17 protein-coding genes are annotated in these 24,214 nt (G+C 65.0%); 10 read left to right on the top strand and 7 right to left on the bottom strand.

Going from position 1 to position 24,214, the window contains the following annotated elements:
- Complete coding sequence (locus FIV42_RS24985) at nucleotides 1-1,059, bottom strand: glycoside hydrolase 5 family protein (RefSeq protein ID WP_141200333.1); 1,059 nt, start codon at nucleotides 1,057-1,059, stop codon at nucleotides 1-3.
- Nucleotides 1,060-1,284: 225 nt separating this feature from the next.
- On the opposite strand from FIV42_RS24985, the gene FIV42_RS24980 reads away from it, so the two are divergent.
- Together FIV42_RS24980 and FIV42_RS24975 are read left to right on the top strand one after the other, a co-directional pair.
- Complete coding sequence (locus FIV42_RS24980) at nucleotides 1,285-1,881, top strand: hypothetical protein (RefSeq protein WP_141200332.1); 597 nt, start codon at nucleotides 1,285-1,287, stop codon at nucleotides 1,879-1,881.
- Nucleotides 1,882-1,905: 24 nt separating this feature from the next.
- On the top strand, nucleotides 1,906-3,165 hold the full coding sequence (locus tag FIV42_RS24975; RefSeq protein WP_141200331.1) for a saccharopine dehydrogenase family protein: 1,260 nt from the start codon (nucleotides 1,906-1,908) through the stop codon (nucleotides 3,163-3,165).
- A 186-nt stretch (nucleotides 3,166-3,351) separates the two neighbouring features.
- Here the strand turns inward: FIV42_RS24975 and FIV42_RS24970 are convergent, their stop codons facing one another.
- The 4 genes from FIV42_RS24970 to FIV42_RS24955 form a co-directional block, all read right to left on the bottom strand.
- Nucleotides 3,352-3,687, bottom strand: coding sequence for a hypothetical protein (locus FIV42_RS24970; protein WP_141200330.1), 336 nt, complete (start codon nucleotides 3,685-3,687; stop codon nucleotides 3,352-3,354).
- Between the two features lie 93 nt (nucleotides 3,688-3,780).
- Nucleotides 3,781-4,761, bottom strand: a complete 981-nt coding sequence (locus FIV42_RS24965; protein WP_141200329.1) for a hypothetical protein — start codon at nucleotides 4,759-4,761, stop codon at nucleotides 3,781-3,783.
- Between the two features lie 321 nt (nucleotides 4,762-5,082).
- A complete protein-coding gene (locus tag FIV42_RS24960; RefSeq protein WP_141200328.1) occupies nucleotides 5,083-5,442 on the bottom strand; it encodes a PDZ domain-containing protein in 360 nt (119 codons plus the stop codon).
- Nucleotides 5,443-5,556: 114 nt separating this feature from the next.
- Nucleotides 5,557-7,428 (bottom strand): DUF748 domain-containing protein, encoded by a 1,872-nt coding sequence (locus FIV42_RS24955; protein ID WP_141200327.1) that lies wholly within the window; start codon nucleotides 7,426-7,428, stop codon nucleotides 5,557-5,559.
- Between the two features lie 185 nt (nucleotides 7,429-7,613).
- Between FIV42_RS24955 and ppc the strand changes: the two genes are divergently transcribed.
- Together ppc and FIV42_RS24945 are read left to right on the top strand one after the other, a co-directional pair.
- Entirely contained in the window at nucleotides 7,614-10,385 is a 2,772-nt protein-coding gene (gene ppc, locus FIV42_RS24950; protein WP_141200326.1) for a phosphoenolpyruvate carboxylase, read from the top strand.
- 132 nt (nucleotides 10,386-10,517) lie between these two features.
- Nucleotides 10,518-12,302 (top strand): SLC13 family permease, encoded by a 1,785-nt coding sequence (locus FIV42_RS24945; RefSeq protein WP_141200325.1) that lies wholly within the window; start codon nucleotides 10,518-10,520, stop codon nucleotides 12,300-12,302.
- Nucleotides 12,303-12,332: 30 nt separating this feature from the next.
- Here the strand turns inward: FIV42_RS24945 and FIV42_RS24940 are convergent, their stop codons facing one another.
- Nucleotides 12,333-13,229 (bottom strand): LysR family transcriptional regulator, encoded by an 897-nt coding sequence (locus tag FIV42_RS24940; protein WP_222615312.1) that lies wholly within the window; start codon nucleotides 13,227-13,229, stop codon nucleotides 12,333-12,335.
- A gap of 174 nt (nucleotides 13,230-13,403) precedes the next feature.
- Between FIV42_RS24940 and FIV42_RS24935 the strand changes: the two genes are divergently transcribed.
- The 3 genes from FIV42_RS24935 (at nucleotide 13,404) to FIV42_RS24925 (ending at nucleotide 17,552) form a co-directional block, all read left to right on the top strand.
- Nucleotides 13,404-14,387 (top strand): NAD(P)-dependent alcohol dehydrogenase, encoded by a 984-nt coding sequence (locus FIV42_RS24935; RefSeq protein WP_141200324.1) that lies wholly within the window; start codon nucleotides 13,404-13,406, stop codon nucleotides 14,385-14,387.
- A 98-nt stretch (nucleotides 14,388-14,485) separates the two neighbouring features.
- Entirely contained in the window at nucleotides 14,486-15,031 is a 546-nt protein-coding gene (locus FIV42_RS24930) for an RNA polymerase sigma factor (RefSeq protein ID WP_168210928.1), read from the top strand.
- 181 nt (nucleotides 15,032-15,212) lie between these two features.
- Nucleotides 15,213-17,552 carry a heavy metal translocating P-type ATPase gene (locus FIV42_RS24925; RefSeq protein ID WP_141200322.1) on the top strand — a complete coding sequence of 780 codons (2,340 nt, stop codon included), beginning with the start codon at nucleotides 15,213-15,215 and terminating at the stop codon, nucleotides 17,550-17,552.
- Here the strand turns inward: FIV42_RS24925 and FIV42_RS24920 are convergent.
- Nucleotides 17,527-18,912, bottom strand: a complete 1,386-nt coding sequence (locus tag FIV42_RS24920) for a vWA domain-containing protein (protein WP_168210927.1) — start codon at nucleotides 18,910-18,912, stop codon at nucleotides 17,527-17,529. The genes FIV42_RS24925 and FIV42_RS24920 overlap by 26 nt on opposite strands.
- 196 nt (nucleotides 18,913-19,108) lie before the next feature.
- On the opposite strand from FIV42_RS24920, the gene FIV42_RS24915 reads away from it, so the two are divergent.
- The 3 genes from FIV42_RS24915 to FIV42_RS24905 are packed head-to-tail and all read left to right on the top strand — an operon-like array spanning nucleotide 19,109 to nucleotide 23,979.
- Complete coding sequence (locus FIV42_RS24915) at nucleotides 19,109-20,761, top strand: cation:proton antiporter (protein WP_168210926.1); 1,653 nt, start codon at nucleotides 19,109-19,111, stop codon at nucleotides 20,759-20,761.
- A complete protein-coding gene (locus tag FIV42_RS24910) occupies nucleotides 20,758-22,356 on the top strand; it encodes a cation:proton antiporter (RefSeq protein WP_141200319.1) in 1,599 nt (532 codons plus the stop codon). Before FIV42_RS24915 ends, FIV42_RS24910 begins: the two co-directional genes overlap by 4 nt.
- 57 nt (nucleotides 22,357-22,413) lie before the next feature.
- Nucleotides 22,414-23,979: an alkaline phosphatase family protein gene (locus FIV42_RS24905; RefSeq protein WP_141200318.1), complete on the top strand. Its 1,566-nt coding sequence runs from the start codon at nucleotides 22,414-22,416 to the stop codon at nucleotides 23,977-23,979.
- Nucleotides 23,980-24,214 lie beyond the last annotated feature (235 nt).

The raw sequence follows: 24,214 nt of genomic DNA, 5'->3' as shown, positions 1-24,214 counted from the left end.
TCAGCGGGCCGTGTAGCTGCGAAGGAGGTCGACGGTGCTCTCGTGGCGCCGGTAGACGCCGAAGCGATCGTAGTCGGGGTAATCGTCGTGGTAGAGCGCCCAGAAGAGCGCGCCGGCCGCGGCGGGGTGCTCCGTGTCGGTAGCTGCGCTGGTGGTCGCATCGAGCCACTTCCGAAAGCAACGCTCGCGCAGCGCACGCGGACCTCGCTTGCCGAACTCGCCCATCACCGCCGGCTTACCGAGCTCGGCGGCCGCATCGAGGTGCTCTCGAATCCAGCGCATCGTCGCCTTCTCGTCCATGTGCCAGTGGTCGGGATAGACGTGAAAGCTCATCAGGTCGATCGTGTCGGGCTGGTGATTCCACAGGAAGTCGCTTCCCTGCCCGCCGAGCCAGCGCGGCGGGTTGTAGCGCCCTTCGCGCCACTTGCCCCAAAAGCCTTCCAAACCGGTACCGACCAGGTGGTTCGGGTCGAGCTCCTTGAGATGCGCCGACATCTCCTCCAGCCAGTACTGCAGGGTCAACCCGCTCGGGTCGCGCGCGCAGCGCGGCTCGTTGCCGAGCTCCCAGGCCAAGATGGTGGGGTCGTCGCGGTAGACGCGGCCGGTATAGGAGTTGGTGCGCTCGACGAGCGTGCGGGCGTGGTGGCGATAACAGCGCCGACACGCGGCGTCGCGGTAGAAGTCGTCGGCGCGCTTGGCCGTCGAGCTCCACGCGGCGTATCGGCGCCGTCCCCCATAGTCGTCCCAGTGATTGACCAGCGCTAAGATGAGCCGAAGCCCTCGCCGACCGGCCTGCCAGACCACATAGTCAAGGGCCTCGAGGACTCGCTCGTCGTGCTCGCCGGGGCGAGGCTGCAACGCGTTCCACTGGTCCTCGCCGTCGTTGAACGCCCAGGTGCGCACCGTGTTGAGGCCGAATTGAACCGCCGTATCGAGCACCTCGTCGACGTGGCGGCGCAGGTTCGGATCCGCCGCCCACGCCATCAGGTAATACGTATTGCAGCCGAAGACGCGATAAGGCCGGTCGCCGACGCGAAGGCCCGCGCCGTCGCGTGTCACGAAATGCTCGGGAGGTGCGGGCACGAGCGAATGGGCGACTGTCGGCTCTCCTCTCACATCAGACCTCTCTTGGCTCGGCTGCCTCGATCATTCGTCATCTTGGGTGGAAGCGGACGAGTTTGAAACCTTGAGGGCGATTAAATAGTCCTCAAATTTGGGTAGTCTGGCCCGCGTGGCCGGAGCGTTCGGCGCGTGGGAATGTTCCTCATTCACAGGGAGGAGTATATGACCGTCGAACACCGAGAACACATCCGCCACGACCGTGGCTTCGATCTGTACGAGCCGTTTCGCATCGACATGAAGGCGGCGACCATCGCCGGTTTGGTCGCCGGCGTTGTCTTCTTGCTCTTCGAGATGGCGCTCACTCCAGCCATCGGAGGCTGGTTTTGGGGGCCACCGCACATGATGTCGATGTTCGCCTACGGCGCGGACCCGATGCCGTTCACCCCGGGTAATTTCGAGCTGGGGGTCTTTTTGGTCGGCGTGACGACTCACCTGATTCTGTCGGTGGTGTTCACCGTCGCTCTGGCCGTCTTGGTGCGCCGCCAGAGCACGGCCCTCGCAGCGGCCATCGGCGCCGGGTACGGCTTTCTTCTCTATATCGTCAACTTCTACTTCTTTACCGCCGTCTTCGAGTGGTTCATCGCGGCCCGAAGCGTGGTCAACTGGGCAGCGCACGTGCTCTTCGGCCTCATCGCCGGGCCTTTGTATGTGGTGCTGGCGCACCGATTCCGCGAGCGTCGCCACGAACGCGTCGGCACGCGGCGGGTTGAAACGGAGCGACACGTGGAGTATCCCGGAGGAGCTGAACCCGTCACATAACGGCCAGTTACTCCAGGAAGGAACATGAGCGACCGCCAGGACCGCGAATTCGACATCGTTTTGTGGGGCGCCACCGGCTTTGCCGGGCGCCTCGTGGCCGAGTACTTCGCCGCCCATTATGGCGAGGACGAGCTTCGCTGGGCCCTCGGCGGGCGCAACCGGGCTAAGCTCGAGGTAGTGCGAGACGAGCTGATGCACGAGTTTGGCCAGGCGGCGAAGGTGCCTTTGGTGATCGCGGACGCCACCGACCGCCCGAGCCTCGACGAGATGGCCGAGCGTACTCGCGTGGTCTGCACCACCGTCGGTCCCTACGACAAGTACGGCAGCAAGCTCGTCGCCGCGTGCGTCGACAAGCAGACCGACTACTGCGACCTGACCGGCGAGGTGCACTGGATCCGTGAGATGATCGACGCGCACCACGACCAGGCGCGCGAGAACAAGACGCGCATCGTCAACTGCTGCGGGTTCGACTCCATCCCCAGCGACCTGGGCACCTTGATGGTCCAAGACTTCGCCAAGCGCGAGTTCGGCGCTCCCTGCCGCGAAAACAAGATGTTTTTGATGGGCGCCAAGGGAGGCTTCAGTGGCGGCACGCTCGACAGCATGTCGAACCTGATGGAGCGGCTGGGCAAGGAGCCCGAGCTGCGACGCGTGGTGGGTCATCCCTACTCGCTGAACCCCGAAGGTGAGCAAACTGGCCCCGATGGAAGCACTCAGACGTCGGTGAGCCACGACAAAAAGGCCGACCTGTGGACTGCGCCGTTTATCATGGCGCGCATCAACGAAAAGATCGTGCGTCGCAGCAACGCGGTGCTCGGCTATCCGTATGGGCGAGATTTCAGCTACGAAGAGACCACCAGCACCGGCAAGGGCGTGACCGGCGCGCTGCGCGCCGCCGGATTGACCGCCGGCCTCGGCGCGTTCGCCGGCCTGATGGCGCTGACGCCGACGCGCAATCTCCTTCGAAAATACGTCCTCCCGAGCCCCGGCGAAGGTCCGAGCCGCGAGGCGATCGAGAGCGGTTTCTTCCGCGTGAAGCACCTCGGGCGCGGCATCTCCGAGACCGGAGAGTCCTTCGAGGTCGAGGCGACCATCGCCGCCGACTCCGACCCGGGCTACGGCGCCACCGCCCTGATGCTCGCCGAGTCGGCGCTGTGCCTGGCGTTCGACGAATGTGACGACTGCACCGAGGGAGGCATCCTGACGCCCGCGTCGGCCATGGGCATGGCGCTGGTCGACCGACTGAGCGATGCAGGGATGACCATGGAGGTCGGCCGGCGCTAAGCGGCCCCTTTGCCAGCGCCAGTGCCAGAGACCGTCACGCCCACGGGCGCTGCTACGATTCGATGATCTATAGCGACGATATCCGCCCCGAGTTGGGCGAGCCCTGCGATGAGTGTCAGGTTCCCGCGGAGTTCGACGAAGACGCGCTCGAACGAGCGTACGACAACCTGCAACCGTGATGAGTCGTCAGGAGACGCGGCATTGCTCGACGAGCTTTTTGAGCTCGCGGGCGACCTTTCCGATATTCTCGGAAGCCCCCGTCTCGAGGGTTTCGCCGGCGTCGAGCATGTCGAGAAAGCCCTGCCAGATTCGCCCGGTCCGCTCGAAGCGCAGCCGGCAGCCTTGGTGTTCGCACCAGTAGGCTTCGGCCGGCGCGCCTTCAGTGCGCACATGCCCCGCCGGGCGTTTCCATTCCGCGTCGACGACCGTGGCTAGAAGGTCGACCTTGGAGACCTCCACGCCCATCGGCAGGGTGTCGTCTTCGGCCACGGTCATTCCAGAAGGATTCGTCTCGTCGCTCATCGTCCCGCTCACCTCGATACTACCGTTTAACGATGCAGGCACTTTACTGCACCGAGTAGGTCTTGAGAAGGCGGAACGATGAGCCGGCGCGGGTCACGCCGCGCGGAAATCGTCGATCATTGTGCAAATGCGCCCCAGGTGCACCAGGGGATGGCGAGTGACGACCACGACCTCTTCGTCGGCCAACGCCATCCAGAAGTGGTCGCCGTGGACGCTGACGACTGGCTTAATCTTGCCGTCATCCTTACCAACGCCGGTGGCCGCCGCCAGTGTGGTATCGGCAATGCTCGAGACTTCGCGGATTCGGTCGATACTCTCGGGAAGCGACTCGGTCGAGCAGACGAAAGCGCCGCTTCGATCTCCGTCACGCGTGAAGATCCACCCTTCGTCGGGCTCGACGTTCATCGAGCGAAGTCGCTCCTCGAGGTCGTCGACCGGGCACAACTGCCGCCCGATGGCGGTGAGCAGCTCGACGGGCTGGAACGACAGAAACGAGTGGTTTTCGAACAAGCGCGAGTCGAGACGCCAACGCTTCCCCTTTCCGTTGGCCCCGGGAGCGAGCGTACGCGCCAAGTGATTCAAAAAGGCGCTCTTTCGTTGTGCGTCGACCTCGAACTTGTCGAGATCGACGAGCAGCTCGAGCATCGCGACGCGGTTGGCATCGGCGCGACGCTCTTTCACATACTCCCGGTAGTCCGCGCTGAGCTCCTCGTGCCGTTCGTCGAACGTAGAGTCGAGCCACGAGCCACACTGCCGCGCGATGCCGTAGAAGACTCGCCCCTCCCCGACCACGAGATGAATCGGGGTCGACTCGTCCGCCTGGGTCCATTCCACCAACCAGTACCCTTCGTAGTCCTCGAGCATGTGCAGCCAAGAGGCAGCCTGGGGCGGCACAATCAGCGACTGCTCGGCGCAGCCATGGGTAATCTCGACCGGGCGGTGAGGACACTCGTTACAGTCCTTGGCACCTCGACAAGCTGCAAACGCACCGAAGGTATCGGTCTGCTCGTCTCCCAAGCCGCCCTCGCCCTGGGGCACCTGAGGAAGGCCGCCGTCGGACGATGTGTCTTTCAAGGTGGGGAATTGACGGGTTCGGCTGGACGCAAAGGCACGGCCATCAGCATCTGTGGTTCGGTGTTTCGGGGCGACCGAGTCGGATGACTCGGGGCTCAGCAGGCGCGGGAAGCGAAACGTCATAATGGACTTGCACGGGTCGGGAGATGTCAATCGCGATTGATCTACCACAAATACCAGCAAGTACTATGCCAACCTCTAAAAAAGGAAATGAGCCTGCCGTCGACACATGATGTCGAACGAGAGGCTCACTTTGTTGCAACACGTGTTGCGCAAAAGTTGCACAGCCGCTGCCCGTGCGAAAATCTTGCGCTCCACTACTCAGGTGATTCGTTTGTCGTCGCTCCCCGAGTCATCCCCCAACAAGCGGGCCATATACCCTTTGTCGGCGATTTTCTTGAACGTCTCTTCGGGCTCGGGACGCCACTCAGGATCTTTGAGATTGATTTCGACCTCGAAGATTTCATCCTCACGAGCTACCTGGGCGGTCATCTTCCGGCTGTCGAGCTTCTGGGCGGCCGCATACTCCTTGAAGCACTTGACCCTGCAGCCGTTGACGCGCAGCAAAACGTCACCGTACTGAATCCCGGCCTTCTGAGCAGGGCTTCCGGGAATGCAGCCCCAAACGGGCATTCCATCGAGCACCTCGGCTATCTTCTCCACTTCTTCACGTGAGAGCATCTTACCTCCGCAGTTCGACTATTCGAGTACCGGATTCACTGTAGAACGTGAGCTAAAGATGGTGCTCGGAAGCCAAAAGTCACGGATTCGGCCCCTCACATGCAGCCGAGACAGCTAGAACTTCGGCAGCCGTAGCCGCCGTTTGATCTCGTCGGAGAGTTGCTCTTCGACCTCGTCGGGAATCGCTTCGCGGATCTCTTCGGGGGTGAGGCTGTCGAGGTTCTCAGGCAACGCGTCGCGCAGAACGGCGGGCATCTGCTTGCCGCTCATCAGCGCATCGAGCCCTGCGTTGCCGAGGCGCTCGGCGATGGCGGCGAGCGTGCCGTCGAGCGGATAGGTTCCGTCGAGGCGAATCGGCTGGCCCGGCCCGACGAGTACGAGCGACTCGATGACGACGGCCTCGTCGGTGATCCTGATCTGGGCGGTCTCGCGAAGCTTCCACAGAAGACCGCGCCCGCCCACCTGAAACCGCGACAACTCGAACGAGTCGAATGCCTCCGAGTGCACGCCCACAGCGTCGAGTCGGAGAGGAAAGTCGGGCGCCGCCTCGGGCACCGCGCGCACGTCGAGCCGGAACTTCCCGCCCGGCTCCAGATCGAGCTCGACGCGACCCGAACCGTAGACGCGCTCGTCGACCACCAGCCGGTCGAGGTCGGCTCGGATATCTCCCGTGTCACGCGATGGCGTGTGTACGAAGTCGACCCGGGAATCGAGTTGGCGTGCTCGCGTTCCGTCGGCCTCGAATCCACGCAGCGATAGTGTCCCCTTGGCCGTGAGTCTTTGGAGGCCTTCGTCCGCACCAGGCGCACCGCGCACCCACTTGCCCGTGAGATCGAAGTCGGCGCGTTCGGCCGTGCGCCCTTCGACCCGCACGCCCCTGGCCGACCCCGTCAGTGTGTAGTCGACGGGCCGCTGCTCTGTCAGACCGACGTGGAGGTCCCCTTCGAACACGCCCACCGCGATGTCCTCCGCGTCCATGTCGACCCAGGCGGCGGGGGCGAGTGAGTCGGCTCGAACTTCGAGGTCGAGCGTAGAGGCGGGGCGCTCGAACGCGCCTCGCAAGTCGATCTCGCCGCCTCCCGCGACTTTCGCTTGGGCATAGACCCCCAAGTTATCCGCCGGTCCTTCGAAGGTCAGCGTCGCCTCGACCGGCGAAGTCAGGGCGGTGTCTCCCGAGAGCGCAAGCGCGAGCGTTGGGGCAATCTTCATGCGCTCGACCTCTCCGGCCAGGTGGGAGGAGCCGTTCTGGTCTGCGTCCTCGCCGCTGGGCTTGCGGGAGAAACGAATATCGTCGAAACGAGAGTCTTCGGCGACGACGACCTCGTCGGAGGCGAAGCGAACCTCCCCTGCGCGGACGTCCACGCTCGCCGTGTCGACGACGACGGACACGGACCTCTCGAGCGGCCCGGCCGAGGTGTTAAACCCGAGTGAGTCGATCGAGCTTCGCACGGCGCCATGAGTCGACACGAATAAGTTGGCGCGCGCATCGACGTCCTCGAAGGTCTCGTCTTCGTAGTGCAAGGTGCCGTCCGACACCACCAGCCGATAGATTTGCAGCTTGTCGCGCTCGGGTCCACGCTCGGGGGGCGGCTCATCCGGACCCTTCGGCTCGGCCAACGTCGACAGGTTGAGGGTCCCGTCGTCGTAGCGGCGAACGACAAACTCGGGGCGCTCGAGTTCGACTCGTCCGAAGACGAGGTCCCCGCGAAGCAGCGTGACCAGCGCGTAGGTGGTGTCAACCTCGTCCACCCGAAGCACCGAGTTGCCGCGCCCATCGCGCAGCTCGAAGTCGTGCAGCGTCGCCCCCCAAAGAAGTGAGCCGGTCACCCGCTCGACGGCGACCTCGCCTGCGAGCTTGCGGTTGAGCAACTCGGTCAACTCGTCGAGCGCGTACTTGCGGGCTGCCTCGGTCTGCAGCGCGCCCCACGCCGCCGCGACCAAGGCGATCAAGCCGAGCAGCCCCCACAGGAACACCCGACGCGTCATTTTCGATCGTGTCCCCATCAAATCCCCTGCAGACAACGCGAAGCCTCCCCCCTGAAGACAACGCGAAAGGTAGGGTGGCATCGCGTCGCGTCCAGCGCGGGGACAACGGCTCACATTGTCATGGCACGCAGCGTTCGTAGGTTCGGGCGCGTCGAACACAAAGATTGAGCAGATGGAGCAGGCCCATGACCTTCGAAGAACCCGAAAACCAGGCGTTGACCGAGCCCCTTCGCCGACAGGTCAACCTGCTCGGCCACATGCTGGGCGACTCCATCAAGCAGCACCTCGGCGAGGAGATCTTCGAGGCGGTCGAGTCTCTGCGAGAGTGCGCGAAGGCCGACAGCGACGCCGCGCGACTGCTCGAGCGCGTCGCAGACCTTTCGCTCGACGAGCTCGAGGGGGTGCTGCGAAGCTACGCGGCCTATTTTCGGCTGGTCAACAACACCGAGCAGCTCGAGATTGCGCGCATCAACCGCGAGCGCGAGCGCCGAGCGACACGCGAAGAGCCGCGCGAAGAGTCGGTCGCCCAGGCCATCGAGCACCTCGACGAGCTAGGCTGGGAGAAAGACAAGGTCGCCGACCTGCTCGACAACCTCCTCATCGAGCCGACGCTCACGGCGCACCCCACCGAAGCGCGGCGCCGCACGCTGCTCGACATACAGGGGCGCATCGCCGCGCGGTTGACCGAACTCGGCCGCGAAGCGCTCACGCCGGTCGAGCGCGACCGCGCCGCCGAGGAGGTGCGCTCGGAGATCGAGCTGATGCTGACCAGCGACGAGGTACGCGTCGAACGCCGCCGGGTCGAAGACGAGCTCGACTTCGGGTTGTACTTTCTGGCGACGACCATCTGGGACAGCATTGCCGCCATCCATCGCGACCTTCGCCGAGCCCTCGCCGAGCGCTTCGATGACCCGCCGGCGGTGCCTAATGTGCTGCGGTACGTGTCGTGGATTGGCGGGGATCGCGACGGCAATCCCAACGTCACCCCCGAGGTGACCCGCCACGCCTTCGACAAGCAGCGCCGCGTCGCGCTGGCCAAGCACAAGAGCGCCGTGGAGGCGCTTCGCGACAAGTTGAGCGTCTCTCGGCGCCAAGCGCCAGTGCCCGACGCGCTCTTCGAATCCATCGAGGCCGACGCCGAGCACGTCGAGCTCGACGACGCCGAGCGGCGCCTGGTCGAGCGCAACTACCGTTACGAGCCGTTTCGCCAGAAGCTCACCTATGTGCTCGCCAAGCTGCGCGAGGCATCCAAGGCCGGCGCGTTCGACGAATATCCCGACACGCCCCGCTACGACTCGACAGCCTTTGGGCAGGACCTCACCGTGGTGGGCGCAGCGCTCCGTCAGATGGGTCTCGACCGCCTCGCCGACGGCGAGCTGGCCGACCTGCTCGTGCAGGTCGAGGCTTTCGGTTTCCACCTGGCCGCGCTCGACTTTCGCCAGCATAGCTCGGTCCACGAGAGCGCCGTCGCCGAGCTTTTGAGCATCGCCGGGGTGACCGACGACTACGAAGACCTCGACGAAGCCGCCCGCCTCGAGATTCTCGAGGCCGAGTTGTCTACGCCCCGGCCTCTCCAACCACGGGTGGGCGCCGAGCTGAGCGACAAGACTCGCGAACTGCTCGAGGTCTTCGACATCGCCCGCCGGGCGCACCAGAGCGAGCCGGCGTCGGTGCGCGCCTGGATCGTGAGCATGACCCACGAAGTCAGCGACCTGCTCGAGGTCCTCGTGCTCGCCAAAGAGGTGGGCCTGTGGGAGCGCGGAAGCGGCGAACACGGCGCGCATGGCCGCGGATATGTGCCCATCGACGTCGTCCCGCTCTTGGAGACGATCGACGACCTCGCCGGCGCCGCCGAATTCATGGGCGAGCTCTTCTCGAGCGAGGCGTATGCGGCGCAACTCGACGGGCGCGGCCGCGCCCAAGAGGTGATGCTCGGCTACTCGGACAGCTCGAAGGACGGCGGATTTTGGATGGCGAATTGGTCGCTACACAAGGGGCAACGGGCCCTGGCGCAGGCGTGTCGCGAGCACGGCGTGCGCCTGAGCCTCTTCCACGGCCGCGGCGGCACCGTCGGCCGCGGCGGCGGCCAGACCAAGCGCGCCCTCCTCGGCCTTCCGCCAGAAGCCTATTCGGGGCGCATCCGGCTGACCGAACAGGGAGAGGTCATCTCGTTTCGCTACGCGCTCGACGCCATCGCCCATCGCCACCTCGAGCAGTTGGTCCACTCGATGGTCGAGGCCGGCATCCGAGCGTCGAGCGCCGAAGACACCTCTCGCGACGCGTTCATGGAGGTGGTCGCCGAGCGCTCGATGCGCACGTATCGCGAACTCATCGACGACCCCGAGTTTTGGCCGTGGTACCAGCGTATCACCCCAATCGAGCATATCAGCCGACTGCCGATTGCTTCGCGCCCGGTGTCGCGCTCGGGCGGCAACGATGCCGGCTTCGAGAAACTTCGGGCCATCCCGTGGAACTTCGCCTGGACCCAGACGCGCTATAATCTGCCCGGTTGGTATGGTGTGGGGACGGGCCTGAAGCACGCGTTGGACGAGGACGAGTGCACCGTCGACGGACTTCGCGCTTGGTACGCCGAGTGGCCGTTTTTCCGAAGCGTCATCGACAACGCCCAGCTCGAGATGGCGCGCGCTCGCCTCGAGATTGCCCGCCACTACGCCCAGCTCGACGACGACGGCTTTCACGACAAACTCGCCGCCGAGTTCGAACGCACCCGCGATGTCTTGCTCACGATTACCCAGGCCGATGTGTTGCTGTCGCACAACGCGACCATCCGAAACCTCATCGCCGTGCGCAATCCGTACACCGACGTGCTCAACGCCATCCAGATCGAGCTGATGAAACGCTGGCAAACCGCTGACGACACCGAATGCCCGGCGCTGGGTCACGCGCTCTTGCTCAGCCTCAACGGCATCGCCGCGGCTATGCAAAATACGGGCTAGCGCGGCCCCACACCGACCAGCCCGGCGAGGCTTACTTGCTTGCGGTGTATCTGCTAGCTTCGCCGATTCGCACGGCTGCTTTCCTGAACACTCGCGCACGTCGTCCGTCGTCCCACAGATTCGAAGGCCACCATGGACATGCAGTTGATTTTGGTGCTCGTCATCTTGGCGACCACCGTCTTTCTGATCGTCACCGAGCGATGGCGCATCGATCTGGTGGCCCTCATGGCGATGCTGTCGCTTGTCTGGGTGGGTGCCATCAGCCCCGAAGAGGCTCGCTCCGGCTTCTCGAGCAACGCTGTGCTGGCGATTATCGGCGTCATGGTCATGGGCCGCGGGCTGTTCAAGTCCGGGGTGACCGACAAGCTCGCCCACTTCATCTTGCGCGTGGCCGGCGCCAGTCGGCGACGCATCATCTCGACCACCTCGCTGACCGTGGGGCTGATGTCGGGGGTGATGCAGAATATCGGCGCGGCGGCGCTCTTCTTGCCGGTGATGATGGGCATCTCCAAGCGTCAGAAGATCCCCGTCTCCAGCTTGTTGATGCCGATGGGCTTCGCCGCGCTCGTCGGCGGCACCTTGACGATGGTCGGCACAAGCTCCCTCATCGTGCTCAACGACCTTCTAGCGCATCGAGGGCTCGAGACCTTCCATCTGTTCAGCGTCACCCCCATCGGGGTGGTGCTCCTGGTGACCGCGGTGGCCTACTTCGCCCTCTTCGGCCCGCTCGTCTTCCCGTCCAAGCTCGAGAAGATGGAAGACGTCTCGCCGAGCAAAAAGCGCATCAACGTGTGGGGCCTCTCCGACGCGATCTATACGTTCAGGGTGCTCCCCGACAGCCCGCTCGCGGGCAAGACGGTCGAAGAATCGCAGATGGGCAAAGAGTTCGACATCAACCTGCTCCGGGCCTACAGCGCCCGCTCGACCGACCGTATCGTCGACAAAAACCTGCGCTTCGAAGCCGGCCAAGCCCTGGTCATCCAGGGACGCGAAGAAGACGTGTTGCGTTTTGCGGAGGGGCGCGGCCTCCAGATGGTCGAGCAGGACGAAAAGACCCCCGCCGGCTCCAAACGTGGCTACCTCGAGGTCGTGATCCCGGCGCGGTCGAATATCGTGGGCAAGACCTTACGCGAAGCCGCTCTGCGCGAGACCTACAACGTGCAGGTGGTCCTCTTCTTCAGCGACAGTGAGATCATCGAGGAGGGGATCGCCGACCGCGTCATCAAGGCCGGCGACACCCTCGTGCTCCACGGCCGCAAAGAGAACCTGCAGTTCTTCAACGAGAGCGAAGACTTCATCAGCGTCACGCCGTTCGAGTACGAACCAACCAGCCCCGAGCAGGCCCTCAAGGCACTGGCGAGCTTCGTCGGGGCCCTGGCCGTCGTCTTTGTGTCCGACTTGCCCATCTCCATCGGCTTTCTGAGCGGCGCAGTGGCCATGATCTTAGCCGGCGTGCTCAGCATCGAGGAAGCCTATCGAGCCATCGAATGGCAGGTCGTCTTTTTGATCGCAGGGCTCATCCCCATCGGGCTCGCCATGGAGAACTCCGGGGTCGCGGCGTTGATCGCCGACAGCCTCGTTGGCGCCCTCGAAGGCGCGCATCCGCTGGTGATCTTGGCGAGCGTGGGGGTGTTGACCACAGGGCTGTCGCTGTTGATGTCCAACGTGGCCGCCACGGTCTTGCTCGTCCCCCTGGTCCTGGGCATCGCCGGGCTGGGCGGGCTCTCCCCGCAGGCCCTCGTGCTACAGGTCGGCGTATGCGCGGCGAACTCGTTCGTCTTGCCCACCCACCACGTCAACGCGCTGCTCATGACCCCCGGCGGCTACCGCGTAGCAGACTATCTGAAGGCGGGCAGCATTTTGTCGGTGGTATTCGTGACGGTGAGTACGCTGCTCATCTACGTGCTATTCGCCTGACGTTTGCGGGGAGGCGACTGCCTGAAAGCGCTACGAAAGCCCATCAGCAAGCGCGTCGAACACCACCCGCACGCGACGGCTCATGCGCACCTCACGGTGGCTCACCAGCCACATCGGCACGGGAAACGGCGGCAAGTCGGGCAGCGCCTTTTGGACGCGCGGCTCGGCGTCGCCCACCTCCTCCATCATCACGCAAATCCCCGCCCCCTGCTTGCACAGCTCCCATTGGACGAGCTGGCTCTCGGTGATGATGGGGAAGCTGCGTCCGGTCAGGTCGAGGCCCAGCGCGTTGAGCCCTTCCATGAGCGCATCGGTGCGGTCGAAGCCGATAAACTCACCGTTCGACAAGTCCTCTGGTGAGGTCGGGTGCCCCAACTCCTCCAGGTAGGCGGGGCTGGCGTACAACCAGGCGCGGCTCTCCTTGACCTTGCGGGCGACCAACTCCGGGTCCTGTGGCTGGAAGTTTCGCACGGCGATATCCGCCTCGCGCCGGCGAAGGTCGCTAGCGAGGTTCGAAGCCACGATATCGATCTCGATGCCGGGATAGTCGACGCGGATCGCTCGGATGATGGGCGGCAACAGGTGCGTCGAGATGACCTCGCTCGCGCTGATCGAGACCGTGCCCTCGAGCGACACGGACTGACCGGCGGCCACCAGTGAAACGCGCGCGGCCGCCTCGCTCATGGCGCGAAAATGCTCGACGACCTCGAGCCCGGTCGGGGTGAGCTCGATGCCGTGGGCCACCCGCTCGAGCAACGTCACGCCCAGCTCTTCTTCGAGCGCCGTGACCTGCCGGCCGACTGTCGGCTGCGTCACCCCGAGCGCTCGCGCCGCCGCCGAAAACGATCCCTCCTCGGCGGCCACCAAGAACGCCTTGGCTCGATTCCAGTCAAAATTCACGGTCTGCCATTCCATGCATTTACGCATACCAGACCTGCTGCTTCGGTCAATACTCGAAACACAATCGCATGGATACAGTTGAGTAACTGCACGGAGATCGTGCGAGAAAGCTCGGCGAGCTAACGGCGACGCAGTGATTTGGCGTCGTTAGCCGTCGAGACGACCGAGACCAACCGTTCCCCTCATTGAAGGAGCAAACCCATGAAAGCAGCGACCTACGATACCTACGGAGCCCCCGATGTCCTCACCATCGAGGAAGTCGACACCCCCACCGTCGGCGCTCACGAGGTGCTGGTGCAGGTTCTTGCGAGTCCGGTCACGCAAGGCGACCGCCGGGTGCGCGCAGCGGACTACCCGGGCATCTTGAAAGTGCCCGGATGTATGATGACGGGACTCTTCCGGCCGAGCCAACGCGTCCCCGGCACGAACTTCGCCGGCAAAGTCGTCGCTGTGGGAGCCGAGATCACCCGCTTTGGAGTGGGCGACGACGTCTACGGGGCGTGCGACTTCGGCGCCTACGCCGAGTATCTGTGCGTCGCCGAGGACAGCGCGGTCGCGCCGATGCCGAAGAACATAAGCTACGAAAGGGCGTCCACCCTGCCCTACGGCGCAGTCACCGCGTTGACCTTCCTGCGCGACCTCGCCGACGTCCGACCCGGCGAACGCGTGTTGATTGTCGGCGCGGCCGGCGGCGTGGGACGCATGGCCGTCTCCCTCGCCAAGCAGTTCGGCGCCGAGGTGACCGGCGTGTGCCGCGGCGCGGACTTCGAGATGGTGCGCAGCCTCGGCGCCGACCATCTGATTGACTACACGTTCGAGGACTTTCGGCAAAAGGATGGACGCTGGGACGTCATCTTCGACACGTCCGGCACGGCGAGCTTTTCGAGTTGCCGCGCCTCGCTCACCCCAAACGGCCGGTTTATGTCGCTGTATCTGCAATTCACGTTGCTCATGCACATGCTCCTAACCGCCGTCATCGGCGGGCCTCGAGCCCTCTTCGCCATCGCCCTGCCGAGCGCAGAGAAGCTCGACGAGGTGCGCGACATCGTCGAGGAGCACGACGTGCGTCCGGAGCTCGACCGCTGCTTTCCGCTCGAGCAGATCCGCGACGCTCACGCCCGGGTCGAAGACGACCGTCCACGCGGAGACGTGGTCGTGAGCGGCGCGGCGACGCACTGCTGCTGAGCCTGCCCCGAATCGAAGCTCACCCCAAAGCCAGGGAAGGCAGACGAGCCCAAGAATGTTAAGACTGCGAACGGTATCGATGACGGATGGGAAGTATCATGTCAAAGACGGTCGACCACGACACCCTCGAACGCGAACTCTTGGAGCATCGCGACAAGTTGCTGGGCTTTATTCGCACGAAGGTCGCGGACCCGCAGGCAGCCGAAGACATCTTGCACGACAGCCTCCTCAAGGCCGCGCGCTCGCTCCAGCAGCTCGACGATCCGGACAAGTTGGTGGCCTGGTTCTACCAGATCGTTCGCCACGCCATCATCGATCGAAGACGCCGGCAACAGACCGAGGCGAAGTACCTCGAGAAATACGCCCGCGACGAACAAGTCGCCGTCACGCCCGACGAGCAAGCCAGCCTCTGCACCTGCCTTCACGATCTCATCCCGACGCTCAAAGACGAGTATCAGGAGATGATCGAAGTGATGGAGTTGGGCGACGGCGAGTCCGAGCAAGTCGCACAGCGGCTCGGTATCAGCCGAAACAATCTCAAGGTCCGTCGCTACCGAGCACGCAACAAGCTCAAGGAGCGCCTCGAGGAGTGCTGCGGTGATTGCGCCGAGCGCGGCTGCCTCGACTGTACTTGCCACGAATAACAGCCCGAAATCTCACGCAGCCAGCTTCCAAGCTCGAAACCCGCGGCCGCCCTCGGCAGCCGCGGGTTTGTCTTTTTCAACAAAATTCAATTGGAGGTGTAACCGCATCCATCGGCGCACGTCTGCAGTGGTGAAGCGCCCCAAAGGCGCAACATTCACTGTGAACCGAGAGGATACGGACATGACTCAACTGACGGACACCACGCGAACTGAAACCATGCGAATTGAGGGGATGAACTGCGCGTCGTGCGTGAGCCACGTCGAAGAGGCGCTCGGCGAGGTCCAAGGAGTTTCGAAGGCATCGGTCAACCTCGCCACCGAACGCGCGACCGTCGACTACCTGCCGGACAAAATCAGCCTCGCCGATCTCGAGGCTGCCGTCCGCAAAGCCGGGTACAAAGCCTTGGCTATCACCGACGGAGCGGCCGGTGCACGCGGCGAGCAGGACGCCCGTCGACGCGAGCTAATCGAGATGCGCCGCCGACTGACCGTGGCTGCGACACTGACGGTACCGCTCTTGCTCTTGGAGATGGTGCCGATGCTCTTGCCGCCGGTACGCGAGTGGCTCACGGGCGTCATCGCCACCCAAACGCTGTGGTATCTCTTCTTCGCGCTCGCCACCGCCGTTCAATTCGGGCCGGGATGGCGCTTTTACCGCGCAGGATGGGCCGCACTTCGGCGGGGCAGTCCCGACATGAACACGCTCGTGATGATCGGAACGAGCGCTGCCTACGGCTACTCGGTGGTGGCGACCTTCATGCCGAGCCTCCTGCCTGCCGGCGCAGTTCACGTCTATTACGAGGCGGCCGCGGTCATCGTCACCCTGATCTTGGTCGGCAAATACATGGAGGCGGTCGCCAAGGGGCGCACCAGCCAGGCGATACGCAAGTTGTTCAGCCTGCAGGCGAAGACGGCTAACGTGATCCGGAACGGCCGAGAGACCGAGGTGCCGATCGACGAGGTGCGCTCCGGGGACGTCATTCGCGTGCGCCCCGGCGAGAAGGTTCCGGTCGATGGACGCGTCGTCGAGGGCACCTCCTACGTCGACGAGTCGATGATCACCGGCGAGCCGGTGCCGGTCGAGAAAGCCGCGGGGGCGGAAGTCGTCGGCGGGACCATCAACACCACCGGCAGCTTCGCCTTCGAAGCCACTCGCGTCGGCGCCGAGACGGTGCTCGCCCAGATCATTCGCACCGTCGAGCAGGCTCAGGCGTCCAAGCCCCAGATTCAGGCGCTCGCCGACAAAGTCGTGGCCGTCTTCGTGCCCGTGGTGCTCGTGCTCGCCGCGATCACCTTCGGCGTATGGTACTTCGTCGGCCCCGAGCCGGCGCTCACCTCGGCGCTCGTCGCCGCCGTGTCCGTCCTCATCATCGCCTGCCCGTGCGCGATGGGATTGGCTACGCCCACCTCGATCATGGTGGGAACCGGCAAGGCGGCCGAAATGGGCGTCTTGTTCCGCAAGGGTGACGCACTGCAAACCCTCCAGGAGGTCGAAGTCGTCGCCCTCGACAAGACCGGGACGCTGACTGAAGGCCGCCCGCGATTGACCGATCTGAGTGTCGGGGAGGCGTTCGACGAATTCGATGTATTGAAGCTGGCGGCGGCCGTCGAGGACCACTCCGAGCACCCCATCGCCCGCGCCATCGTCGACGCCGCCCAATCCCGACAGCTGCACCTCCCGCCCGTGCGCGATTTCGAGGCCGTGGCCGGCTACGGAGTACGCGCAGCGGCCGACGGGCGCGAGGTAGCCGTGGGCGCCGACCGCTTCATGGAGCGGTTGGGCATCGATCTGCGCGCCCATGCCGTCGAAGCGGCCAAGCTCGCTCGCGAGGGCAAAACGCCCTTCTACGTCGCCGTCGACGACACCGTCGCCGCGGTCATGGCCGTCTCCGATCCGATCAAGCCCTCGAGCGTGGCGACTGTGAGGGCGCTGCACGACCTCGGGTTGCGAGTCGCCATGATCACAGGGGACAACCGCAAGACCGCCGAGGCCATCGCGCGCGAATTGGGCATCGAGCAGGTGCTGGCCGAGGTTCTGCCCCACGAGAAGGCCGAGGCTGTCGCCCGGCTCCAACAGGACGGCCACAAGGTCGCCTTCGTCGGTGATGGCATCAATGACGCCCCTGCTCTGGCGCAGTCGGACGTCGGCCTGGCCATTGGCTCGGGCACCGACATCGCCATCGAGGCTGCCGATGTGGTGCTGATGAGCGGCGACTTGAACGGCATCACGAACGCCATCGCGCTCTCCAAGGCCACCCTCGACAATATCAAGCAGAACCTGTTCTGGGCCTTCGTCTACAACGCCGCTTTGATTCCGGTCGCCGCCGGTGTGCTCTACCCGGTCTTCGAGCTCCAGCTCTCGCCCATGCTCGCTGCGGGAGCGATGTCTCTGAGCAGCATCTTCGTGTTGGCAAACGGGCTGAGGCTGCGCGGATTCGCAGCCTCAGCCCTACAAAAGTCCCACCTCAACACGGCCTCGCTCGGCACGCCCGACCTCAGAACGCCTCGGCGCTCTGCATGACGTCGAGCATCTTCTTGCGCGAGCTCTTCTTGAGTCGCTTGCCCGACTTCGAGCTGCTCGAGCGCGAGCGCTTCATCTCCTTCTTCTGCTCTTCGAGTTCGGCGACCTTCTCGCTGACCTTGTCGGCGTCGAACTCATAGGAGTTCTGGGCATCTTTGAGGCGCTTTTGCTGGTCGGCCAGAATCTTCTCGGCCTCCTTGCGGTCGCCCTTTTCGTAGGCGTCGGTCGCCTTGGCGACGCTCTTGGCGTAGTTAATCTGCTCGACGCGGCGCATGACCGACTTGTCGACCTGGGCGAGTTGCTTTTGGTCGTCGCTGCCGACCGCCGCGAGCGTCGCTTTCGAGTGGACACGCTTATTCGACTTGGTCACGTCGGCGAACTCGAGGCGCGCGGTGACGACGTCACGTCGAACCTCGCCGCGCGGGCTGACCGACAGGTCGAGCATGATGTCTTTGTGCTGGCGGGCGTAGAAGTCGCCCAGCTTGACGGTCACCTTGCCGCGCTTGTTCGTGTAGGGGAAGCCGTGCAGGTCGAGCAGCTCGACGCCGGCGCCGATGTCGAGCACGAGCTTGGCGTCGCGGGCGACCACCTGCGAGAGCGTCTCGAACTCCTGCGCGAAGATCTTGGCGAGCTTCTTTTCGTCCTCGACGAAGTAGTAGTTGCCCGCGCCCTGCTTGGCCATCTCGGCCATGAGCTTCTCGTTGTAGTCGAGCCCGATGCCCATCGTGCTCACCGACACGCCCTTCTCGAGATATTTCGACGCGAGCTTGCCCAGCGCGTGCGGGGTCTTGGCGCCGATATTCGCGTGGCCGTCCGACAGCAGTACCACGCGGTTGATGGAGTCGTCGGTCGGGTGCTCGCCCACGATGCTCGCCCCCTTCTCGAAGCCGCCGGCCAAGTTGGTCGACCCGCGCAGGCGAATCGAGCTGATGGCCGCGTGCAGCTTCTCCTTATTCGCCTCGGTCACGAACACCGAGTTCATGTTGGTGGTCACGTGGTTGCCGTAGCTGACCACCGCCAGTCGGTCGCTCTCCCCGAGCCGGTCGACCAGCGTATGCGCCGCCTGCTTGGCCTGGTCGAGGCGTCCGCCGGCCATCGAGCCGGAGTGGTCGATGACCACCGCCAGGTTCATCGGCGCGCGCTCCTTGGCCTTGGCGTCGTCGGCGCGCACCTGAATCCGCGCGTGAATCGTCTTGTCGGCCTTCGCCGGCACATAGCCGTGCGAGAGCGCGGCCTCCAAGTCGAGCGTGCCACCCGCCGACGCCTTCGGCGCGGGCTTTGCCGCCTGCTTGGCGCTCGCCGAGGTCGCCAAGCCCAAAATCGCCACCAACATCAATGCCATCATCACCGTGCGCTTCATCGTCTGCCTCCACATGAACAGGGGTTTGTTTCCGTGTCATGGGTGCAAACGAGCGCGGTCGGCGATGGATCTAAAATTGTTGCTCATCAGCAAGACGACCGCCTCGCGCAAACGCGTCGGCGATAGCCACCTTGACCACCCCACAAGGGCGCGGATCTTTTGCTCGCCAGCCCGGGTCTCTCGTCGTCGGTGCACCATGGAAGCAGCGGCCGGACAATTTCTCGTGGGCTTGGCGCTCTTGGTCGTCGCGGCGGCAGTGATGGCGTTTGTCGGCCGCCTGGCGCGCATGCCCTCGATCGTCTCGTACCTCCTTGCGGGCCTGGCCATCGGCCCGCTCTTCGGATGGGTGGCCCCAGCGGTCGACGAGCAGACGGCGCTGCAGACCATCTCGAAGATGGGGATCGTGCTGCTGCTGTTCCTGGTGGGCGTCGAGCTCAGCCTCGACCGCATCCGGCAGGTCGGCCGGGTCGCGCTGGCCGCAGGACTCGGGCAGGTCGTCTTCACCGCCGCCGGCGGCTTCTTACTCGCCTGGGCGCTCGGCTTCGAGCCGATGCCCGCGCTGTTCATCGCCGTCGCGCTGACCTTCAGCAGCACCGTCGTGGTGGTGAAGCTCCTCGACCAGAAAGGCGACCTCTCCTCGCTGTACGGACGCATCGCCGTCGGCATCTTCCTCGTTCAAGACCTCGTCGTGGTCGTCATATTGACGCTGCTCGCCGGGCTGGGAAGCCCCGAGGCGATGACGCCCATGGGCTTGGCGACCAGCCTCGGCAAGGCGTTTAGCGGCGTCGCCTGCTTGATTGTCGTCGCCCTCCTCTCGGCGCGCTACCTGCTCCCACGCGCGCTGGGCTGGGCCGCCCGCTCACCGCGCGTGCTCTTCATGTGGAGCCTCGCGTGGTGCTTCGGCTTCGTGCTCGCCGCGCAGTTGCTCGACCTGTCGCTCGAAATCGGCGCCTTCGTCGCCGGGCTAGCCATCGCCCAGCTCGAGGTCGCCGAGGACTTGCGCCGGCGCATCCACCCGCTGATGAGCTTCTTCATCGCCGTCTTCTTCGTGTCGCTGGGCGCTCAGACCGAGTTCGGCGCCGCGGCCGACTATTGGGTCGAGGCCGTGGTGCTCTCGCTGTTCGTGCTCGTGGGCAATCCGTTCATCTTCATGTGGATTATTGCCCGGTACGGCTACTCCGAGCGCACCTCATTCTTCACGAGCGTGACCGTCGCCCAGATCAGCGAGTTCTCGTTCATCTTCGCCGCGCTCGGGCTCAGCCTCGGCGTGATCGACGCGGGCGTGCTCTCGCTCATCACCCTGGTGGGCATCGTCACCATCAGCTTGTCGGCGTATATGATCCTCTACAACCGCCCGCTCTACGACTTGCTCCGCTCCACCGGCATACTCCGCGTCTTCGGCGCCTCCCACAATGTCGACGAGGAGCCCGACGAAGACGGCGTTCGCGGCCACATCGTCGTGGTGGGCATGAACGACCTCGGCAGACGCCTGTGCCGGCAGCTCCACGAGATGGGCGAGCAGGTCGTCGCCGTCGACACCGACGCGGGCAAACTCGAAGGCTTGCCCTGCGAAGCCGTCATCGGAGACGTCGACTTCCCCTCGACCCTCGAAAGCGCACGCATGGGCGCTGCCAAGCTGGCCGTCAGCGCGCTTCGCATCGAGACGGTCAACAAGCTCTTCGCTTACCGCATGCACCAGATGGGCATCCCGTGCGTGATCTACGGGATGGACCACTGGACGCTCGCTCACCTGTGCGAAGCGGGCGCCGCGCAGGTACTAGACGGAAAAGAGCTGGCGGCCCGAGGCCTCGTCGCCGCGCTCGAACAAACGGCGGAGGTGCGCCCATGACCACCATCGCACTCGCCATCGCCGTCGCCGCCGTGGCCGTGGGCCTGGCACGTCGCACGGGCCTTCCGCCGGCGGTCATGGCCATTCTGGCAGGCGTCGCTCTCAGCGCAGCACCGGTCGCCCTCGACGGCGACCTGGTCCGCCAGGGCCTTTTGCTGGCGGCGACGTTTCTGATCTTCGCCGCCGGCACCGAGACCGAGCGCGAGACGGTCATCCATTGCCGTCCCACGGCCATCGCCATCACGGCGGCGAACCTGATCGTGACCGCCGCCATCGCGCTCGTGTTGTGGAGCGTGCTGCGCCTCGACCCGCTGACGCTGACCTACCTCGTGCTGGCGCTCGCCTCGAGTTCGACGCTCTTGGCCGTCGCGCTGTTTCGCAAAAGCGAGCGCTTCTTCGACCCGGTCGGCCGAATCGTGCGTGCGACGAGCTTCACCCAGGACGCCGCGGTCATCGCCCTGTTGACGCTGCTCTTCGTCGTCCTCCCAGACGACGCCCCAACTCCGCGCTCGCTCGCGGTCGTCGCCGCCCTCGCCGCGCTCACCTGGATCACCAAGACGTGGGTCGCCCCGCGGGTATTGCTGCGCTCGAAGCTCGGCGAAGAAGAGCGCCTGCTCTTCGTGCTCGGCCTCATCTTCTCCTTTGTGGGGGCGTGCTGGTGGGCCGATCTCCCGTTCATCCTGGGAGTCTTTTTGGCGGCGTTTTCGCTATCGGCCTTCCCGGTGGGCGGCACCGTACGAAGCTACGTCGCCTCGTTCTCGGACTTCTTTACGGTCCTCTTCTTCGTCCTCCTGGGCGTCCTCGTCACCGTGCCCAACCCGACGCAATTCGTCGCCGAGAGCATCCTCGTCGTCGGCGTCTTCCTGGTCCGACCGCTGGTCCTCTGGCTCATCTTGCGCCGACGCGGCATGACGCGGCGAAGCGCGCTGGAGATGGTCGCCGCGCTGGCTAACGTGGGCGAATTGTCGCTGGTCGTCGTCTTGATCGGCCTCAAGATGGGTCACGTCGGTGAGGCTCTGTTGGCGGTCGTCGCAGCCCTGGCCGTGGTGACCATGGCCGCCGCCCCGCTGGTCACCTCCGACAAGTTCATCCGCAAATTGCTGCGATTCTTCCCGACGCCAAACCGCCCTCCCCTGTCGCACGGGCTGAGCGGCCACGTGGTGTTGATCGGCTGCGGAGAGACCGGCCAGCTAGTGCTCGACGAACTGCAGCGCCGCCAGATCTCGGTCGTCGTCATCGACGAGGACCCCGGCGTCGTCGAGCGCCTCGTTCGCCAGGAGGTCCCCGCGATTCGCGGCGACGGAAGCGACCCGCGCATCTTGCAGCACGCCCGCGCCAAAGCCGCGCGCTGCATCATCTCGACGATGTCGCGGGCCTCGGACAACCTCCAATTGCTCTCCGACTGGGACGCACGCCCCGTGTTGGTGCGCGTCTACTCGGAGGCCGCCGGCGAGGCGATTCGCCGCCTCGGAGGCACGCCCATCGCCGAGACCAGACTCGCCGAGGCGGCCTTCTTCGAGTGGTACGCGCAACAGGCGAATCCATCGACTGAAACACCCACCGCGACGGACCCGGGAGCTTTACCCGCTCGGTGATGCGAGCAAATTCGGTGCGGTGACCTCATCTCGTCTCTCTGCACCCTCGATCGTGCCATGCACTCGAAAAAAGTACTCCTCGTTATCGTCGACGCACTCACCGCCGAGGTCTACGACGACCTGCTCTCGAGCGGAAAGCTGCCCCACCTGAGCCGGCTGCACGAACATGGGACCTATCGGGGGGCGTCCTTATCCATCTTCCCGTCGATCACCCCGGCGGCGACCTCGACCCTGATCACAGGGCGCTACCCGCGCGAGCACGGGATTCAGGGCGCCTATTGGCTCGACGAGGGCACCGACGAGGTCGTCTATTTCGGCTCGGACTTCTGGGTTGTCTTGCAGCATGGGGGCGGCGAGTTTCTGCGCGACTTCCTGTACCACCTCAACCAAGACCGCCTGCAGGCCGAGACCCTGTTTCAAACCGTCGAGCGCGCCGGCAGGGAAGCCTGCAGCCTCAACTACCTTATCCACCGCGGGGACACGCCCCACGAGATCGATCTCCCCTGGTTGGTCGACGTGATGCCGGGGCTGCCTTCGAGCACCGAGATCTGCGGCCCCAGCCGGATGTTTCTGGGAGACTTTCTGGACACGCTGCCCATCGACGACGTCCAAACGGACAGTATCGTCGAGGAGATCTCCGACATGTACGGGATGGACGACACCCACACCGGCGAGGCGCTGGCGCGGCTGGCTCGTCAGGGCGCGATGCCCGACATGACGTTGGCGTATTTCCCCGAAAACGATTTTGCGAGCCACGAAAAAGGGCCGTTCCCGGCGAGTCCCACCGTCGAGGGCGTCGACGCCCATATTGGGCGCTTCATCGAGGCCTACGGAGGTCTCGACGCGGTGCTCGAGGACTTCTGCATCGTGCTGACCGGCGACCACTCCCAGTGCGACATCGTCGACAACAAAGACACCGCCGGCATCATGCTCGACGACCTGCTCGCCGACTTTCACGTGGCCGATTACGGCACGCCCCTCGAAGCCCCCGAAGAGTTGGCAATTTGCCCGAACCTGCGCGCCTCGCAGATCTACCTGGCCAGCCACGAACCCGCGTTCGTCGAGCGCGTCGAAGACACCCTGCTGGCCGACGAGCGCATCGACCAGGTCATCCGCCGCCAGAGCTTCGAGGAGGGCGCGCCGGAAGCCTACCTGGTGCGCACCGCCGAGCGCGGCGAGCTGCAGTTTCGCCCCGGCGACGCCGGCCCCAAGACCGCCCGCGACGCCTACGGTTTCCAATGGAGCTGGCAGGGCTCGCTGTCGGCGGTCGACGGACGCGTCGAGACCGGCGAGCTGGTCTTCGACAAGTACCCCAACGCCTTCGAGCGCATCGCAGGCGGGCCGGGCTCGACCAAGAGCGCCGACCTGTGGGTGACCGCCCAGCCGGGCTTCGAGTTCGGCAGCAGAGACGCCGCCGCCCACGTCGGCGGCGGCTCCCACGGCTCACTGCACCTGTACGACTCGATCAGCCCGCTGCTGGTCGTCGGCGCCCCCGACCACGTCGACGTGCCCAAGCTGCCTCGCGCAGTCGACATCCACCCGATCTGCAGCGCCGCGCTGGGCATCGACGCGCCGACCTCGCCGGGCGACAGTCACGCCGCGCGGTGGTTTTCGCGCGGGTGAGTTAAGGCGAGGGCATCCTCTCCACCCGCCACCCACACACGTTCGGCGGGCCGGAGCACGGTCAACCCGCATAAAGCGCCGCCGGCGGTCGCGACGACCGCGCCCCGACCTAGCTGCACGCCACAACCAGGCCGGGGCGCGGTGCTCTGCGCCGCCGCGACCCGACCTATTGTCGCTGTCGTTTGGAGGCAGCGCTTCCAGCGCTGGTTGCAGGAGCGTGCGGCCTTGCTCCCAG

It is taken from the genome of Persicimonas caeni, assembly GCF_006517175.1.
GTDB lineage: Bacteria > Myxococcota_A > Bradymonadia > Bradymonadales > Bradymonadaceae > Persicimonas > Persicimonas caeni.
This window is presented reverse-complemented; position numbering and strand designations above follow the sequence as displayed.

Excerpts from the sequence above, each read along its gene's own strand:
- FIV42_RS24980 (WP_141200332.1), top strand. The coding sequence starts at position 1,285 with ATGACCGTCGAACACCGAGAACACATCCGCCACGACCGTGGCTTCGAT.
- FIV42_RS24975 (WP_141200331.1), top strand. The coding sequence starts at position 1,906 with ATGAGCGACCGCCAGGACCGCGAATTCGACATCGTTTTGTGGGGCGCC.
- FIV42_RS24915 (WP_168210926.1), top strand. The coding sequence starts at position 19,109 with ATGGAAGCAGCGGCCGGACAATTTCTCGTGGGCTTGGCGCTCTTGGTC.
- FIV42_RS24935 (WP_141200324.1), top strand. The coding sequence starts at position 13,404 with ATGAAAGCAGCGACCTACGATACCTACGGAGCCCCCGATGTCCTCACC.
- FIV42_RS24905 (WP_141200318.1), top strand. The coding sequence starts at position 22,414 with ATGCACTCGAAAAAAGTACTCCTCGTTATCGTCGACGCACTCACCGCC.
- FIV42_RS24945 (WP_141200325.1), top strand. The coding sequence starts at position 10,518 with ATGGACATGCAGTTGATTTTGGTGCTCGTCATCTTGGCGACCACCGTC.
- FIV42_RS24920 (WP_168210927.1), bottom strand. The coding sequence starts at position 18,912 with ATGAAGCGCACGGTGATGATGGCATTGATGTTGGTGGCGATTTTGGGC.
- ppc (WP_141200326.1), top strand. The coding sequence starts at position 7,614 with ATGACCTTCGAAGAACCCGAAAACCAGGCGTTGACCGAGCCCCTTCGC.
- FIV42_RS24970 (WP_141200330.1), bottom strand. The coding sequence starts at position 3,687 with ATGAGCGACGAGACGAATCCTTCTGGAATGACCGTGGCCGAAGACGAC.
- FIV42_RS24940 (WP_222615312.1), bottom strand. The coding sequence starts at position 13,229 with ATGCGTAAATGCATGGAATGGCAGACCGTGAATTTTGACTGGAATCGA.
- FIV42_RS24925 (WP_141200322.1), top strand. The coding sequence starts at position 15,213 with ATGACTCAACTGACGGACACCACGCGAACTGAAACCATGCGAATTGAG.
- FIV42_RS24960 (WP_141200328.1), bottom strand. The coding sequence starts at position 5,442 with ATGCTCTCACGTGAAGAAGTGGAGAAGATAGCCGAGGTGCTCGATGGA.
- FIV42_RS24910 (WP_141200319.1), top strand. The coding sequence starts at position 20,758 with ATGACCACCATCGCACTCGCCATCGCCGTCGCCGCCGTGGCCGTGGGC.
- FIV42_RS24930 (WP_168210928.1), top strand. The coding sequence starts at position 14,486 with ATGTCAAAGACGGTCGACCACGACACCCTCGAACGCGAACTCTTGGAG.
- FIV42_RS24955 (WP_141200327.1), bottom strand. The coding sequence starts at position 7,428 with ATGACGCGTCGGGTGTTCCTGTGGGGGCTGCTCGGCTTGATCGCCTTG.